At 47.0% G+C, this 15,977-nt stretch carries 22 protein-coding genes and 1 pseudogene; 11 read left to right on the plus strand and 12 right to left on the minus strand.

What is annotated here, in order from left to right; all coding sequences use genetic code 11:
- Nucleotides 1–91: 91 nt before the first annotated feature.
- Nucleotides 92–529 (minus strand): hypothetical protein, encoded by a 438-nt coding sequence (locus MUN34_RS06525; RefSeq protein WP_247857195.1) that lies wholly within the window; start codon nt 527–529, stop codon nt 92–94.
- A gap of 61 nt (nt 530–590) precedes the next feature.
- Entirely contained in the window at nt 591–893 is a 303-nt protein-coding gene (locus MUN34_RS06530) for a putative quinol monooxygenase (RefSeq protein WP_114595827.1), read from the minus strand.
- Between the two features lie 119 nt (nt 894–1,012).
- Here MUN34_RS06530 and MUN34_RS06535 point away from each other — a divergent pair, with 119 nt between their 5' ends.
- The gene (locus tag MUN34_RS06535; protein ID WP_247857196.1) at nt 1,013–1,360 is read left to right on the plus strand and encodes a hypothetical protein; all 348 of its coding nucleotides are present in this window, start codon (nt 1,013–1,015) and stop codon (nt 1,358–1,360) included.
- 10 nt (nt 1,361–1,370) lie between these two features.
- Here MUN34_RS06535 and MUN34_RS06540 read toward each other — a convergent pair whose 3' ends face one another.
- Complete coding sequence (locus MUN34_RS06540; protein WP_247857197.1) at nt 1,371–1,691, minus strand: hypothetical protein; 321 nt, start codon at nt 1,689–1,691, stop codon at nt 1,371–1,373.
- Nucleotides 1,692–1,795: 104 nt separating this feature from the next.
- Here MUN34_RS06540 and MUN34_RS06545 point away from each other — a divergent pair, with 104 nt between their 5' ends.
- On the plus strand, nt 1,796–1,984 hold the full coding sequence (locus MUN34_RS06545) for a hypothetical protein (protein WP_247857198.1): 189 nt from the start codon (nt 1,796–1,798) through the stop codon (nt 1,982–1,984).
- A gap of 42 nt (nt 1,985–2,026) precedes the next feature.
- On the opposite strand, the gene MUN34_RS06550 is transcribed toward MUN34_RS06545, so the two are convergent.
- Together MUN34_RS06550 and MUN34_RS16005 are read right to left on the minus strand one after the other, a co-directional pair.
- Nucleotides 2,027–4,474: an FtsX-like permease family protein gene (locus MUN34_RS06550; RefSeq protein WP_247857199.1), complete on the minus strand. Its 2,448-nt coding sequence runs from the start codon at nt 4,472–4,474 to the stop codon at nt 2,027–2,029.
- 17 nt (nt 4,475–4,491) lie between these two features.
- Nucleotides 4,492–5,144 (minus strand): annotated as a pseudogene (locus MUN34_RS16005) (ABC transporter ATP-binding protein).
- Between the two features lie 242 nt (nt 5,145–5,386).
- Here MUN34_RS16005 and MUN34_RS06560 point away from each other — a divergent pair.
- On the plus strand, nt 5,387–6,004 hold the full coding sequence (locus MUN34_RS06560) for a CPBP family glutamic-type intramembrane protease (protein WP_247857200.1): 618 nt from the start codon (nt 5,387–5,389) through the stop codon (nt 6,002–6,004).
- A gap of 114 nt (nt 6,005–6,118) precedes the next feature.
- On the opposite strand, the gene MUN34_RS06565 is transcribed toward MUN34_RS06560, so the two are convergent.
- From MUN34_RS06565 to MUN34_RS06585, 5 genes are all read right to left on the minus strand, one after another.
- Complete coding sequence (locus MUN34_RS06565; protein WP_247857201.1) at nt 6,119–6,889, minus strand: ABC transporter permease; 771 nt, start codon at nt 6,887–6,889, stop codon at nt 6,119–6,121.
- On the minus strand, nt 6,886–7,590 hold the full coding sequence (locus tag MUN34_RS06570) for an ABC transporter ATP-binding protein (RefSeq protein ID WP_247857202.1): 705 nt from the start codon (nt 7,588–7,590) through the stop codon (nt 6,886–6,888). Before MUN34_RS06570 ends, MUN34_RS06565 begins: the two co-directional genes overlap by 4 nt.
- 108 nt (nt 7,591–7,698) lie before the next feature.
- A complete protein-coding gene (locus MUN34_RS06575) occupies nt 7,699–8,073 on the minus strand; it encodes a YciI family protein (protein WP_247857203.1) in 375 nt (124 codons plus the stop codon).
- Between the two features lie 252 nt (nt 8,074–8,325).
- Nucleotides 8,326–8,790 (minus strand): GNAT family N-acetyltransferase, encoded by a 465-nt coding sequence (locus MUN34_RS06580; protein WP_247857204.1) that lies wholly within the window; start codon nt 8,788–8,790, stop codon nt 8,326–8,328.
- A 14-nt stretch (nt 8,791–8,804) separates the two neighbouring features.
- The gene (locus MUN34_RS06585) at nt 8,805–9,242 is read right to left on the minus strand and encodes an NUDIX domain-containing protein (protein WP_026828370.1); all 438 of its coding nucleotides are present in this window, start codon (nt 9,240–9,242) and stop codon (nt 8,805–8,807) included.
- A gap of 160 nt (nt 9,243–9,402) precedes the next feature.
- On the opposite strand from MUN34_RS06585, the gene MUN34_RS06590 reads away from it, so the two are divergent.
- The 5 genes from MUN34_RS06590 to MUN34_RS06610 all read left to right on the plus strand — a co-directional run bounded on the left by MUN34_RS06590 (nt 9,403) and on the right by MUN34_RS06610 (nt 12,035).
- Nucleotides 9,403–9,873: a GNAT family N-acetyltransferase gene (locus tag MUN34_RS06590; protein ID WP_247857205.1), complete on the plus strand. Its 471-nt coding sequence runs from the start codon at nt 9,403–9,405 to the stop codon at nt 9,871–9,873.
- A 22-nt stretch (nt 9,874–9,895) separates the two neighbouring features.
- Nucleotides 9,896–10,465, plus strand: coding sequence for a hypothetical protein (locus MUN34_RS06595; protein ID WP_247857206.1), 570 nt, complete (start codon nt 9,896–9,898; stop codon nt 10,463–10,465).
- A 46-nt stretch (nt 10,466–10,511) separates the two neighbouring features.
- Nucleotides 10,512–10,943 (plus strand): hypothetical protein, encoded by a 432-nt coding sequence (locus tag MUN34_RS06600; RefSeq protein ID WP_247857207.1) that lies wholly within the window; start codon nt 10,512–10,514, stop codon nt 10,941–10,943.
- Nucleotides 10,937–11,368, plus strand: coding sequence for a hypothetical protein (locus MUN34_RS06605; RefSeq protein ID WP_247857208.1), 432 nt, complete (start codon nt 10,937–10,939; stop codon nt 11,366–11,368). Before MUN34_RS06600 ends, MUN34_RS06605 begins: the two co-directional genes overlap by 7 nt.
- Before the next feature lie 253 nt (nt 11,369–11,621).
- Nucleotides 11,622–12,035, plus strand: a complete 414-nt coding sequence (locus tag MUN34_RS06610) for a hypothetical protein (RefSeq protein WP_026828374.1) — start codon at nt 11,622–11,624, stop codon at nt 12,033–12,035.
- Nucleotides 12,036–12,399: 364 nt separating this feature from the next.
- Here MUN34_RS06610 and MUN34_RS06615 read toward each other — a convergent pair whose 3' ends face one another.
- Nucleotides 12,400–12,906 carry a GNAT family N-acetyltransferase gene (locus MUN34_RS06615; RefSeq protein ID WP_247857209.1) on the minus strand — a complete coding sequence of 169 codons (507 nt, stop codon included), beginning with the start codon at nt 12,904–12,906 and terminating at the stop codon, nt 12,400–12,402.
- A gap of 224 nt (nt 12,907–13,130) precedes the next feature.
- On the opposite strand from MUN34_RS06615, the gene MUN34_RS06620 reads away from it, so the two are divergent.
- Nucleotides 13,131–14,357: an MFS transporter gene (locus MUN34_RS06620; RefSeq protein WP_247857210.1), complete on the plus strand. Its 1,227-nt coding sequence runs from the start codon at nt 13,131–13,133 to the stop codon at nt 14,355–14,357.
- Nucleotides 14,354–14,842 carry a hypothetical protein gene (locus MUN34_RS06625; protein WP_026828377.1) on the plus strand — a complete coding sequence of 163 codons (489 nt, stop codon included), beginning with the start codon at nt 14,354–14,356 and terminating at the stop codon, nt 14,840–14,842. Before MUN34_RS06620 ends, MUN34_RS06625 begins: the two co-directional genes overlap by 4 nt.
- Nucleotides 14,843–14,883: 41 nt before the next feature.
- On the opposite strand, the gene MUN34_RS06630 is transcribed toward MUN34_RS06625, so the two are convergent.
- Nucleotides 14,884–15,531, minus strand: coding sequence for a hypothetical protein (locus MUN34_RS06630; protein ID WP_026828378.1), 648 nt, complete (start codon nt 15,529–15,531; stop codon nt 14,884–14,886).
- 150 nt (nt 15,532–15,681) lie between these two features.
- Here MUN34_RS06630 and MUN34_RS06635 point away from each other — a divergent pair, with 150 nt between their 5' ends.
- Entirely contained in the window at nt 15,682–15,975 is a 294-nt protein-coding gene (locus tag MUN34_RS06635; protein WP_247857211.1) for a hypothetical protein, read from the plus strand.
- Nucleotides 15,976–15,977 lie beyond the last annotated feature (2 nt).

A 15,977-nucleotide genomic window follows, 5' to 3' on the forward strand; every position in this document is an offset into this window, starting at 1 on the left:
CAGGAAAGCGATTTGCCTGCTTATACCGTCAGTTGAACACAAGAAAAAGCATCCGAATGCTACGGATGCTTTTCCAACAAAATGTATTTAGTTAGCGGTATTCTTTGCTCATCGGCTGTTCCGGATCGGCTCGACGGATCCGGTTCTCGATGATGGTTTCGATTCCAATCCCAAGCAGCATGAAACCTGCCACGTAAATCAGTGACATGTCCGTATCACCTCTCCGTTCTGTAGTGATGATCAGGAGCAGCATGAGTGAAATGATGCCAAAACCCATGATGGACCGGAGTCGAATCAATCGTTTGGCACGTGTCGAGTCTGACAGTCGGCTGATTTCGAAACTTTCGCGACTTAACATCACGCCGGAAATCACCAGTGCGCAGAGGAACACCAAAATCGACCAAATGGATTGGTTAAAAAAGTGAGTTGCCAAATAGGCGCCACCGGTAAAAACGACCGACAGAATCCGTACCGGTTTCGTTTGCTTGCGAATGGTTTGTATGGTCTGAATCCGTTCTTGTTTGTTCATCTTCTCACCTCATGGCGATAATACGTGTATTGACTATAAGGGTTCCCTCTTTTTGGAAAAATTATACCAATCCTTTGCCCCCATGCGGCTGATCTTCAAGCACCCGTTCGACATGTAACAGAATCGGTCTCGCCTGTTCAATCAACTGTCTCGTCGCCGGCAGTTGCAATGACGCTGTATGTGCCGCTTGGTCCGTCCAAATCTCCCGGACTATTACGGTATCGGATTCTTCAGTCGTGCTGACGACATACTGCTTACAATCCGAGACATCCTGTAAGGAAGTTGCTGCTTCTAACAATAAGTCCACCAGTCGTTGTCCCTCACCTGCTTGCGTCGTAAACTTTGTCCATAATCCGTAAAACATCTTCATTTCCCCTTTCATGACATGGTGATTGCTTGTTTAAGTAAAGAATTCTGGGAACACTTGGTTAAAACGGACGTATATGAAGTCATAGCTTACATAAGAAAAAGGAGGATTCTCTCTTGAAGAACCGTCTGATGTTAACGACCGGTTTGTATCTGCTCGTCATGATGATGACGATTTACGCCATTTTTTTTGAACAATCCGATTCTACTTTCTTACTGATCGTCCAACTTGGACTGTTGATCCACTTCTACTTCCAGTACCGGATGTCATTCATATTACCTGATCAGAATGTTCCAACTGCACCATTTCGATTGAATGTCCTTCGAACCGTACTTATTGTAGCAGCTATCATCACATACGTTGCGCTCGATACCGTACCCATCCTGCTCGCAACGGCTGTCGCTTTAGTGATCGCTGTGCCGACGCTTGTCTCCTACCTCCGTTTACGGATGCAGGAGGACTGACGCGTACGGTTCATTTTCGTTCCGGTAAGGAGCGGGTGCGTCCAATGAAGACGACCTGTTGCTTCGCCAGTCGAAAGACCTGATATTCACCACGCGGATCGGTGTTCAGCTGGACGGCAACCTGATGCCGGGCTTCTTTTGAAGATGCCGTCTTGTCATAGGCAGACCGGACCGCAACGATCGTCTCTTTGCCATATTGCTCGGCGACATGTTTCGTCACCCGGGCACGCACGATTTGTTCAAACGTCTCATCCTGTTCCTGCTCAAGAAAAAACCAACCGATGCCGCCGATCATTCCTAATAAGAGTAGTGCCAGTACCGTCTTTCGCATTTCGAACGCCCCGTTTCCGTTTTGTTCTCTTTAGACAGAATTCGCTATTCATTCCAGACCTCCTGCTTGTTGAAGAAAAGCAGGAGGAGAAAGGAGGTCTTCATTTGTCTTCTCGCACTTTTCCTTTAGTGTTTCGCTTGTTATTGGCGGGATTGATTCTCGTCAATCTGCTGAACACCACCGTCCTCGGCCTGCCGCGATTGACGCTCGTAACCAATATTCTACTTGTGCTGGTCGCATTCTTCTTTTTCGTCCGTTTGCTGAAAACTTCGCAGAACAAAAAAAAGCCGTGAATCCATTCCTCTTTCAGGAATCGGGTTCACGGTTTTTTGTCGTCACTGATTCAATTCTTCGACCAGATTTTCCTGTTTCCGTCTTGTCGTGAACCAGATCAGTCCGAACACTAACACGACAAGTCCGGTAACCGTCATGCTGATACTCGTCAAGTCCAGTGCGATGTTTCCGTGATCGACGCGTGAGATCAAGAAGGTGGTGCCAATCCCGGTGACGAGTCCGAATCCGATGCCGCTACCGATGAAAATCAGCATTTGAATCAAAATCAAACATCGGAGCGATGACCGGGTCAAGACCAACGTCCGCAACAATGCATACTCGCGTCGTTTCGTCGCCAAATAATTCAATAACGAATTGGCGAGACCAAACCAGACGGACACACTCATGACAGCCAGCGCGACGATGAAGACAATCCATCGTTCTTGCAGTTGCTGATTCGCTAGGTTGACGGACGTCTCATACCGGTTCAACTGGAGCGTCGGATAACGTGTCGTCAGTTCCTGCAACACGGTCTGTGTCTGCTTCGTGTCGGCTACATCGATATACAGTGCACCAAGCCGGTCTTCAGAAGTACGGATTGACGACCGCCAGTCGAACCAGGCGTCCGTTGGTAAGTCCGGGTCAATCTGTCCGACTTCAAATTGACCAATCGAGACTGTCCCCATTTCTCCGTCGATAAAACGCCCCACCTCAAGACGGTCACCAACTTCCAATTCATTCGCTTGCGCAAATGCTTTAGAGACGATGAATTGATCGTTTTCTAAAGAGCGAACGGGTTTTCCAATTGCGTCAAGTTTTTCAAGGTCTGTCAATGCGTAATTAAAAGTAATGGTGTGATCTGATTTTATGATTTCAAGTCCACTTACCGGAGAAACGAACGTACTTTTTGCTTCCGGCAGCTCCTCTTCAATCGTCTGTGTCAGTTCAAGTGGATCAGCTTTTGTCCCTTCAATCAAGCGGCTTTTCAGGACCAGTTCCGTCGGATATTGTGTCTTCAGATAGGTCAGCTCATTTTGTTTAATTGTTTCAAGGAAGGTCGAACCGAGGACAACAACAACCAGCAGGATTTGGACGATCAACATCAGCAACGCGTTTTTCCGTATTTGCGGCAAGACACTCCGAACAGCCACAAACGTCGTCGGTCCAGCCACTTTTTGAAGCAACGGTTCAATTCGGACCAACAGCCACTTCAGCAACAAGGGCGTTGCGCTGTACATCATCAGAAGAAAACTGATAGTCGACACGAGATACCCACCGGCTCGGTGATTGTCTGTTTGCGCGAGAATCGTCGCATATAACAGCGCCCCTGCTGTGAGTGAGACGAAAAATTTAACGAAACGTCCACTGAGCTGCGACGCTTTAGGTCTATCATGATTTTGACGCATGACATGGAGCGGCAGAATCCGCCGGTTGCGGTAAGCAGCAGCACTCAGCAATAAAAGAATCAACAGGCTACTGCCGATTGTAACGAAAAAGGCCAGTTGCCCATCAAACGGAATGACCGCTCCCTTCAATGCAAACAGTTCCCGCCACCGCTCCTGCAGGACACTGTAAAAAAATCCGCTCAATAAGAAAGCCATCAGAGCTCCGGCGCAGACGATCAGACTCGACTGGATCATGAAGATTTGGAACAATTGCCGCGTCGTCGCCCCAAGCGTCCGCATGATGGCGAACTGATACCGGTGTTTGCGGAGAAAGACATCAAAATTCGTCATCAGGATAAACGCGGAGACGATTAAAATCAGTCCGGCAATGATGCCGACATAGACCTGCATGGCCGAGACACCGTTGACGTTCGAAGTTTCGGTTTCGGCAAGTTCGACGCGCAGTCCAGATATGGCTTGTGTCAGTCGATCCGCATAGGCAACGACATCCGAATCCTTTTTCAACTGAACCAAGACATACGTCGCAAGACCTTCTTGCCCGACGGTTGCATTCAATTCTTTGACATCCGCATACGACATCACTAGCGTATCCGGTGCTGCTCCGCTCGCTGATGCGTCCGGCTGGATATCAATCACGCGGTACTTGTTACCTGCAATCGTGAGTGTCTGTCCTACTTTGACGTCATAGGCTTTGGCTAATCCCGCATTCGGAATGACCTCGCCCCGCCCCACTGATTGCTTAAAATGATAGCGGCTTTTGGCGAGCGTATCGTTTTTTGTCCCAATCGTATAAACATCCGCCGTCGTTTGTCCGGTGACCGTCAAATTCGTAATCAAAATCGGTGAAATCTGCCGGGTCTGTTGATCTCCTGTCAACCTGTCCAAAAAGGATTGATCGATGATTTTGGTTTGTCCACTTTGATAGCCGACCGACAAGTCCATCTTGCCGAAGAGCCGCTCGATATCAGCTTGAACCGAAGCCTGGCTTTGCGAAACAAACAAGACCATCGACAGGACAAGTAAAATCGAAATCATCACGCTACCGATTGAGGTCAGAAGAATCATCGGACTTTTCCGGTATAATCTCAGTGCTAATCGGAACAAATGCTGTTTCTCCTGCTTCATACCGACCTCACGTAACGCTCGAACGTCTCCATGATTGGTCCAAGTTCTCCGGTCGACGGCTGATCGGCTACGATACGTCCGTCGTGGAAGTACAACACCCGGTCGGCGTAAGACGCGACCTGCGCATCATGCGTGACGAGCAGGATGCTGGTCTGTTGTTCTTTGTTCAGCGCCTTCAGCAGCGTCATGATTTCCGTCGACGTCCTGAAATCAAGATTCCCGGTCGGTTCGTCTGCTAAAATGATTGGCGGCTCTGCAATCAACGCTCGGGCAATGGCCACGCGTTGCTGTTGTCCGCTCCTTTTAACATCAACGGCAACGCGACATTCTCCGAAACCGTCAAATCGTCGAGCAGATGGAACGATTGAAAAATGAAGCCGATGTTTTGTTGCCGATATAACGTCGCCGCCGGTTCCGTGAAGATTTCGCGTTGCGCTTCATCCCGCAACCGCAACGTACCGCTTGTCGGCTGATCGAGAGCACCGAGAATGTTCAGCAAGGTACTTTTTCCGGAGCCGCTCGTCCCCATGATGGCAATGAATTCCCCTTCCTGCATCGAAAACGAAACATCGTCCAGTGCATGAATCGTCTCCGTTCCCCGTTGGTACGTCTTTGTCATGTGTTGAATTTGCAATAATGATGTTGTCATTTTATTCTCCTTTTTATGTATATTACATTCACATAATACCATTAAAAGGATATTCAACCTTTACGAAATTTGAATGGATGTTTAACACGTATATTATAAGTAAATTAGTTTTGAACCTAAACCGACGTGGAATATCTAACCATATGTAGGATGACCTGCCTCTGACATTGATTTTGTACTTCTATTTCCTTCCTAACCCCACATTGACCTTGCACCTCTCACTTTATGAGGAGGAACTGAATATGGATGCAGATCGAACACAGACAATGCAGACGACGAACGTCCGATTAATACTCGGAGCCGTTTTGTTGATCTCCGGATTTTATGCTCTCGCCTCTTTCAGCTGGGCCTGGTGGGGATTGTTCATCGGAGGTGGGCTAGCGTGGCTGATTGCTTTTCAAACCGATAGTAAAATTGCCTTCTCCCGTCCACGGAAACTTTGGCTGATTCCTGTCGGCGCCATCGTTTATCTTGTCACCGCCACGCTGACCGGATTACTTGCAAAAGGAATCGGCTTTGATTGGGCCGCCAATCCGGGAGCCGGGCACCTGAATCAATTGATTTTCATGTTACCGTTCATGCTGATGGGGGAAGAATTGCTCGGAATCGGCATTTTGGAAGGTTTGCGGAGTAAAGGACTATCCTTCTTACTCAGTTCGCTGATCAGTGCACTCATTTTTGGCTTGATGCATGTCTTTTCCTATTGGGACGGTTCCGTCTTCTCGACAGTCGCCCACGTGCTTTTACTTCAAGGTGTCGCCCGTTTAATCTTCAATTACGTCTATTTGAAGATGGGACGCAGTATCTGGGGTTCTTGGCTGACCCATCTTCTGATCGATCTCATCGCACTCGCCCGTTGAGACCACTTCACCACTCGCTCAAGTCTCATGGAATGTCTTATTTTTTTATACGACAAAGGGTGCCGGATTTGATTCCGACACCCCTTTTTGTATGCCCAGACAAATAGGACGCCTTTACTTATCTGCCTTGCGGTACGTCAAACCGATGAACTGTGACTTCTGATTAAAAAGTTTCCGATAAGACATGTAACCGACGAGTACGGCGGACGTTGCTGCCGTCGTCAGCAAGAGGAATAAGATCAGCAGTTGATACAGAACGGCTTCCATCGGGTCGGCCCCGCCAATGATCAGACCGCTCATCATGCCCGGCAGTTGGACGAGGCCCATCGTCTTTTGCGCTTCAATCGTCGGAATCATACTCGTCCGGATCGCGCCTTTCAGACTCGTATCAATCGCCGTTTTCGTATCACCCCCGAGGGATAAAATCAATTCAATCACTTCGTCGCTCCGTTCGACCTCGTCCTTGAACTTATTGAGAAATAACAGCGACAGAATCATACAGTTCCCGATGACCATCCCGCTGATCGGGATGACTTGCTGGGCTTCAAACGGAATGATGTTTAATCCAAGCATCAGTCCCATCGTCAGGACTTCGACCGAGACCAAGGTCGCAAGGACAATCCACTGGATACCGGGAATCCCGTCACCTTTACGGATCACGTTCAGTGTCGCTGCACCGATCATCAACAAAATCATCAGCAGGATATAAATCGGACTGTCGCTTTCAAAAACGAATGTCAGGATATAGCCGATGATCAGCAGTTGAATGATCGAGCGGACGGTCGCGATCAGGATGTCTTTTTCAAGCCCGAGTTTCAGCGTAAAGGCAAGAATGAGTGGTATCGCGATGAAAATCAAGGAAGTTGCCAGTTGGACGTAACTCATGACAATTCCCCCTTTAGGAACGCCTGAATGTCCGAACGTGCTCCGTCCGGCTCAAGCAACGAGACGTCCCCCTGCTCAAGCAATTGACCGTCTTTTAAGAACCAGACCTCTTCACTGACCCGGCGTGCCTGATCGAGATCATGCGTGATCCAGATGACGGTCACCTGAAGCTCGCGTTGCAGGCGCTGAATCAGCTGTTCGATTTCCTTGACCATCCGAAAATCAAGACTGGCCGTGATTTCGTCGAGCAACAAGACATCCGGTCGATTGACGAGCGTCCGGGCAATCGCAAGCCGGCTCCGTTCACCGCCTGACAACTCTTTGACCGGCTGCTTTAAGTCGACATGGAGGTCGACTTGTTCCAGCAGTCGCTTTGCTTCGTCCGGTGCCAAGGTCTCGCGGAAAATCGTTTTCGGCAAACTGAGATTATCCATGACGGACCCCGGCAACATCGGCGCACGTTGAAACGCCATCCCGATTTGTTTCCGCAGTTCGACAAGGTTCATCTGTTCCAAGTCCTCGCCGCGGTAACGAATCCGACCGCTGTCCGGGGAAATCAGTCCGTTGATTTGTTTTAAGCACGTCGATTTGCCGGCACCGCTTGGTCCGACGAGCGTCGTGATTTTTCCTTCCGTAAACGCACCCGAGATGCCACGGAGTATGTGTTTGTACTGCACGTCTTCAAAGGTAATGATCGACACGTCTGCTTCACCTGACTTTCTGGTTTCTTTTGATCAGTTATGAAACAGGTATACCCGAAAATCACAAAAACATACAACGCACCGATGCGCTGTATGTTCAAAAACCGTCTATTTTGCTTCTTTCGGATCAATCAACGGCCGCACTTCCATCCGCCAGCCGTACTTCTGTGCTTCCGGTAACTGGGTCGTCGGATGAAGCAATGCCAAGTCGACCGCCTGTTCCATATCATCCGCTTCAAACACGATCAGACTGCCGATCTGTTCCGTTTTGTCCGGGTCCGGTCCGTCCTGATGCTGAATCTGACCGTCGAGAAGCCGGGCCCGTTTCGTTTCGGCTCCCGGATGCCATTCATACAAAACGTTGAGCTTCGTAAAAAAGGTCTCGAGCGGTGGATTACACCGTTCCATGACGGCATCGAGCTCTTGTTGCGAGGACTGATTCATCTTTTCTGCATCGTAATAACCGATGAATAGAAATAACATCTGATCCCTCCTAGTTCCAAGGCTTTCCTGACACGTCGTTCATTATTTAACTACCCTGTTTTTAATGGATGTAATACAAAACACCTTGTCTCCGTCGAGGAAACAAGGTGTCGCTTATTTATTAGCAATCTTCCGCAACAGATACAACGCGTACACCATTGACGGGATCGCCATGACGAGAACTGCTATGCGCAGCAAACCAAAAATGAAATTCAAGTCTGTATAATCCATTCATACTTCCTTCTTTCTTTCTTAATTTAACGATTTTGCGACGACTTGGCGCATCTTTTCAAAGCCGAGCCGTTCGTAGAAGACATCGACCCCATCGTTGCTCATCCAGTAGTCGAGATCGATTTTATGTATGTCCTGTTCGAGTGCGCGACGTTCCACTTCAAGCAACAACTGACGGCCAAACCCTTGCTGCTGTTTGTCATCGACGATACAGAGATGATGAACGCGGGCTTTCGAATGGGCAAACTGAAAGGCACTTTCCGGACGCCGGAGATATTCGATCCAGACGTAGCCGATCGCTTCTCCGTCGAGTTCGGCAATCAAAAACTGATGGTTCCCGGTTCCGACGATTTTCGCAAAAAATGCCCGGACCGTCGCAAAGTCGTACGGTTTAAAGAAGTTCGGCTGCTGCGCGACGTGCGGCTCATGGACGTAGCGATTCAGCCTAGCTAATGTATCCAGGTCCGTTGTCTCGACAATCTGCATGTGTACCCCTCCGCTCAGTGTGTGATTTGTCCATTGAAGACGTACGGGACCGTCTGTTGCGTCGTCAGAATCTGTTCGTATTCTTTCGACAGATTCATGAACTGAACGGCGTCGGCAATCGTCACCCACGAAATCTCTTCGATTTCATCCGGAAAAATCGTGCCAATTTCGCCCCCGCGAATCTCCGACTGGAAAAAGAAGAACAGACAATGTTCATCGACTTGCGGAAAAAACGCTTCGCTGACGTGTAACAGTTCCCCGACCGCAACGTCATATCCGGTTTCTTCCTTCGCTTCCCGGACGGCTGCTTCCGGTAACGTCTCCCCCGCTTCGACTGTTCCCCCGGGCAACGTGTAATACGAATAAGACGGTCCGATATTTTTGACCATCAGGACCTGATCCCGTGTCTCGTTTAATAAGACGTTATAGACGATATTCTTTTGGCGTGTCATGTTCGTTCCCCCTTAGATCAATAGATGGTATTTTTTAACTTATCTACTATACCATAGTCTTTTTCAGGCAGGGACAGTCCTCCATAAAAAAGGAAAAATAATTCCATGTGAATGACCTTATGGTAAAATAATTCCATTACGTTAAAAAAGGAGGATTAGGATGATTCATTTGGAACCGGCAACCGACAGCGATGCTCTTGCTTTATTTGAACTGCAAGTCTCAGCGTTCAGTCCCTTGTTTAAGAAATATCAAGATTACGACACGAACCCTGCCAATGAAACGATTGACCGGGTCTACGCACGGATTCATCATCCGACGAGCACGTTCCTAAAAATCATCGCGGACGGACAGCTCGTTGGCGCAATCTGTATTCGCTGGAAAGAAGACGTTCATTTCCGGATCAGTCCGCTGTTTCTGGCACCGGAGGCCCAAGGTAACGGATTTGCCAAACAAGCCATGCTGCTCGCGGAAGCCCGTTATCCGCGGGCTAAGACATGGGAACTGTCCAGTCTGCTTGAAGAGACGAAGACGTGTTTATTGTACGAAAAGATGGGTTACGTCGAAACCGGTGTCCGGAAACCGCTGAACGACAAAGCAACGCTGATCCATTATCAAAAAGTCATGGCATGAAAAAAGGAGAATACAAATGTCGATGAAAAAAACAATATCTACTGCTTTATTGTCCCTTGCGCTGCTCGTTCCGTTGTCACCGGACGCGATTGCTGAGACAAACGGACCGACGACGGAGCAAAAAAATGAGTGGTATCAACAATACGAGATCGTGATTGAATCCGTGAATCAACGTCATCCGGATGGTGAGCTGGAGTTAGCCCCGATCTATGCCTTTCGGGATGAAGACTGGCGTCCGGTCGAGGAATTCAGAAAAATCGCGGAGAAGCGGAGTACGTTCCAGATTTCTTTGACATCAAACGAGAAACAGGCGGTAAAGGAGGAATCGGCAAGTGAAATTAATGTCCGACCGGATATCACGACCGCCTACAGTCAAAGTGCCGGACGTCATCTCTGTTCGGATACGGTTTCCGTCACGTCCGAATCCCGGACGAAAGGAAAATGGATTCAAAAAGGTTATACAGCGACGCGCATCGATGCCAATCAAACGTATGAAATCAGTCTCGGCGGTTACTACACGATGGATGGCATCGTCACGGGACACATTCCGACAATTGAATTCCATTGCGGACGGAACGGTGAAATCATTTGAAGATGCTTTGAAAAATCAAAATCGTTAAGAATAAAGGAGAGTTATTATGCTCAAAAAAATAACCGTTGTCCTACTGACATCCGTCTTGGTTTCAGGCATTCTGACCTATTGCTCCTATACACCCGTGTCGGAACGAGCCGGTGACACGATGTACACATCAGCGAGTGGCATCTTCATTCTGTATTTGATTTATGCTCTGCCGATCATTTTGATTTCCGGTTTTTTGACGGATGTATTAATCCGAAACAGGTTAAAACATCTTCCCTCCCGGCTTCGGTTTTTCGTTCTGGCTGTTTTGTATGGACTGTCGGGTGTTTTAATTGGAATGTTTTTGATTCTGACACTTTCAAAAGAGGATTTTGATATTCCGGCTTCCCTTGCGATTGCCGGAGGTTCCGCCCTGCTCTACTATCTCGTAACTTACCTGATTGAACGGGCTTTCCGGCGTCTTGATAAAAAGGAGACTCCTGTATGTTGAACAAATTATTAGCGGCCGTTCTGACCGCAATCGCCATTTCCGGTATAGTGACGTTGGTTTTATCCAGCTATACATTTTTTGAAGATTTCTTTGATGATGTCTATTTCTCATCTTTCGATTTTTTCGTCATGTGCACAATTTTTTCGTTTCCGGTCATCTTAATTTCGGGAATCCTCGTCGACTGGTTGAAGAAACGAGTCGTTTCGTTCTCTCCTATGCTCCGGAAGACGAGTCCTTTATTGTATGGTGTATCCGGCAGTTTAATCGCTCTGGTCATTCTATTGTTCCTTCATGACGGATCCGTTCGGTTCAGTGATTTGTCGGTATTGCTACCGCTTCTTATGCTTTGCGGTGTATCAGCGATTCTGTATTTTTGGATCTCGCATAGAATTCTCAAAAAATCGAACAATGCCCCTAAAAAATGATTCACGGTTTAACTACCGTCATCATTTTAAAAGGTTCCTCTTCAATTATTTAACAGCCTTTAACTCTGGAAACGTTCGACGTGATATCGGGTGTTACTATCGCTATGTTTTTAATCTTGACACTCACGAAAGATGATTTTGATATTCCGATTTCTTTGTTGATTGCTGGATCTTCGGCCTTGCTTTACTTCATCGTATCTCGCCTAATCAAACGAACTTGGCGGTATCCTACATAAGATAAGGAGACTTCCCTATGTTCAATAAACTGATTGCCGCCGGACTGACCGCTATCGTAACTTCAGGTCTGATTATCTCGATTTCTTACATTCGCTCAGCCTTAGAGGCTCTGGATGATGATCTCTATTTTTCGATTTTTTTATTCTACACCCTTTCTTCTTTCCCGGTCATTTTAATTTCGGGAATCCTAGCCGACTTTTTTGTGAAACGAATCGCTCCGTTCTTTTCCACTAATCGGAATATTTTTTTGCTGAAAGCCATAGTATACGTCGTTTTCGGCTGCATGATTGCTCTTTTCTTGCTGTTTCTTGACCATGAAGGCAATTATACTTTTAGTGATCTCAATTTTGTATTGCTCGCTGGAGTATCGGCGTTCCTTTACTTTTTATTTTCCTTCGAACTCCAACGTAGAAAACGTAGCATCCCCTGAATTCACACATAAAAAATGACTCCAGAATATACACTGGAGTCACTTGAATATTTCGAGGGTATGTATTAATTTCGCTTTTTCATCCTTGGGACTGCCGTTTTTGAAAAGCAAAGATTGCCAATAATAAAGCCGCCAGTTCGAGTGGATAGTAAAGTAGAATCGAGACATCAATGACAGCATTCTGCGCCAATCCCAAGACTCCGCCTTGAAAATTTAGCCATCGCCCAGTAGATTAGGATCAATACGAACAATTCTCCAAATAACACGAACCTTAATGCCGTATCGCTGAGAAATACGCTTGAAAAATTCAAAATGATCTGTGTCAGCATTTTTATCTGTCCTTCTCAAAAACATAGTAAACGATTTACCGCGCCCAAATATAATGAATCAGCCTCATCCGTTGACCGTGTAACACCACTTCTTCTTCTTTATTTACTCGTCGGAATCCGCTATGCGTCAAGATTTTTTGCGAGGCTAAGTTCCCGTCCGTCGTTTTTGCTTCGACTTTATCGATATCAAGCTTCTGACAGTTCTTAAGCAATAATCGAACCGCCTCTTTCGCAATCCCTTTTCCAGTATGTAATTGCCCGATCCGGTAACCGAGTTGCGCACTTTTATCGATCGGACTCCGGTCAACAAGATTGATTCGGCCAAGAATCGAACCGGTTTCGTTCTTGATCAAGAAAAAGACGGAACTACCGTCCTTTTGCTCCTGTAAGAGAGCCGCATGCCGTTCCCGAAAAATGTCAGGCACATAGTAGTCATCTCCACGTGACGGAATCGACTGCTCGAAATAACGCCGGTTGTCACATTCAAATGCGTATAACTCATCGGCATCACCTGCTGTACAAGCTTTTAACTGAATTCTCATACTGACTCCTCTTCATGAAGATTTAATGGTAGGTTGTCCATTCTTCCTTTTGATGAAACGACTGACCGGGACTCGCATTGATTTATGTCTTGTATTCGTGATCTTACTTCTTATTCCTTTTCAAACTCCTAATTACCCCTTTAAAATTCCATATATTATCATTATAATCATATAAGATACAGTTTATCACCGATTCATCACTACAGGTCAAGTTAGGAAACAGCATGTTCATCAAACGAAATCATCATAATTTAGCTACCCATAATGTCCGTGTCTTTTATTTCATTACTTTGTTCGGCACGATCAATCTCCTCGATCCGGTCATCACCTTGTTTTATTTTCATCGTGGCTTGTCGGCATCCGACATTCTGATCATCCTCTTCATGTATTGTGCCGCCACATTAGTATCGGAAATCCCGACCGGTACCTTTGCCGACCGTTTCGGACCAAAAGCGTCCTTTTTAACCGGCAGTCTCATCAGTGTTTTTTCGACCAGTCTCTTGCTGATTGCGGATGACCTTTGGTGGTTTTCGATTCAGGGACTGCTGTGGGGATTATCAACATCCTTCTTTTCCGGTTCAGACGATGCCTTGATTTATGAATCATTAAAGGAAAGTGGACAGGAAAAGACGATGAGTCAGGTCATGGCAAAGATCTCGTCCGTCATGTTCTCCGTCACGATTTTTACCAGCCTGATCGGCGCCTATCTCGTCCGCGATTTGGCGGAAAGCCAGTTCCAATTTCTGATCCTCATCGGAATTCTCTTCAAAATCATCGAATTCTTGTTGATTTTCAGTCTGATCAATCCTAAATCGTTTGATCAGTTCCGGGACAACCCGTATACCCATGTCAAAAACGGTTGGCAGATCATCCGCCGATCACCGGATCTGATTAAAGCCTTTTTCAACTTCACGATTGTGTTGATTCCGTCTGTCGTGATTTTCGGCAAATTTGAGCAACCGTACGTGACGGGAGCCGGACTTCCGATTGCATGGCTCGGCGTTTTGTACGCAAGCGCCGCTCTACTCAGCATGCTGATCACCCGACATCTCGCCTGGCTGTTGCTCCAGTTTAAACGGACGACGTTGATGCAACTATCCGGCGTCGTCACACTGCTTGCTGTTTCACTGGCCAGTTTCCTGTTTGACAGCTTGTGGATTGCCTTAGTGCTCTTTTTTGTCCTGCGGATGCTTCGATCAATCCGCCAACCGCTTTATTCCGGTATCATCAACGAACACATCCCGTCCGGCAGCCGGGCGACGACGCTCTCGTTGCTCAATCTCGTCGATTCCGCGTTCGACTTAATCATTCTCGGAACGATGTCGTTTGTTGCGACCCTCGGATTACCGGCCATCTTTATCGGATGCGCGCTGATTATCGGAGTCGGTCTGTTGTTTCCGGTGCGGGAAGCGAAATATGTACAGGAGCAAGAAGGGAGACATATCGTATGATTTACCGGAAAGTAATTGCGGCTTCGATCTCCGGCGCGATCTTTGCCATTTTGTTCGGTCTGTTCGTTCCGGATCCGACGAGCGCTCCTGCCAACTCGATTTGGCAGTATCTATCAAGTGTTATAATTACTATTCCGGCCTATCTGATGTACAGTTTTCCGTTCATCCTGATTTACGGCGGGATAACGTCACTTCTCAGTGAGATCATCAGCCGACGAATCACTAAACATCAAAAAGCTGATTTCGTTGTTTCTGGTGTGTTGCATCTGGCATTCGGATCTGTTTTTTTCCTGATATTTAATCCTTACGCCGGTATCCTCAGCTTAGCTGCAGCACTCCTGTTTTTCGTGACAGATCGTTACTTACAAAACAAACGAGCTTCATACCGGCTGACGCAAGCCTTGATGAGTCTAGAAATTCCGATTGGCGTCTGGATTTTGTTCATGGGAATCGTTTACCTTCAAAGCCTGGTAACTGGAAACTGAACAAGAGCGGACGACCTGACACTCCAGGTCGTCCGCTCTTGTTAAAAGTATGTATTAAACCCTATCTCATCTTCCCGCAGAATTCCTTTTTCATTGATGTATTCCGTGGTCAGATTTCCGTGCCGGAGTAACTTCTTTTTCTTTATAGCCGTTGCCAGCCGCGTCAGATTTTTTTCTTCCGTCGGTAACCGGTCCCGCTGCAGTGTAATCGTAATGAACGGTGGGATTTTTGCTTTCTCATACTCGCTTGACGATGATGGATCCAGCTTCAATTGTTGGACAGCGTCTTGATAATACACTGCCTTGTATGCGGTCCCTTGACCGAAAATCGTTTCGACAAGCGGACGGATCTTTTCCGTCAGTGTCTGCGACCACTGTTCAGACAAGTAGGTATCCGTAACCTGCTTTGTCTGCTGATCGACATACACGAAAAAATCTATATTTGTCTTTAAGTCATTCAGTTGCACGGCATAATCAAACTCGGAGTACCTGCCCGTTGAGTCGTAGAAGACACCCGCTACTTCAGCCTGTTGAAAGTGCTTCGCGATGTATGATTTCGTCTCACGTACGACTCGATCTGCTTCCGGTTCGTCCGGTTCCATGGACTGGACATACAGAAAAACAACCAGACCTGCCATCACGACCATGACACCAAAAAGAATCAGTAGCTTTTTAGCAAATGCGCTCATGTTACCCCCTCCTTTTTCCCTAATACTACCATCCTGATTGTTCAATTGACTAAATTCATCCATATTTTTCTTTCGTATTTCTTTTAATATCCCTACAATGAAAATAATCCGTTTTTCTCTGAATACTTTTGATGAAAGCGTGGTGAAGACATGCGCCGCACCATTCGTTTACTGATTCTGGGTCTGTTCATAGTCTGCGTTTTATCCGGCTGTTCCAATGAGGAATATGTGATCGAAGAAATCCAAGGCAATCAGCTTTCGCTCGGTCCTGAGGAGCAGGATCCGGAAGCTTCGTATACCTTGACCGAAGTCACGATTGACGATCAGACGAAGATTGACGGTCGGACCAATCCCGTATCCGTCTTAAAACCGGGGGACATCATCCGGTTCGAATACCGGAAAGACAAACAACCGCTCGTCGCAACGATCGAGCGGGTCAATTGATA

The sequence above is a fragment of the Exiguobacterium sp. 17-1 genome, assembly GCF_023096305.1.
GTDB classification, from domain to species: Bacteria; Bacillota; Bacilli; order Exiguobacteriales; family Exiguobacteriaceae; genus Exiguobacterium_A; species Exiguobacterium_A sibiricum_A.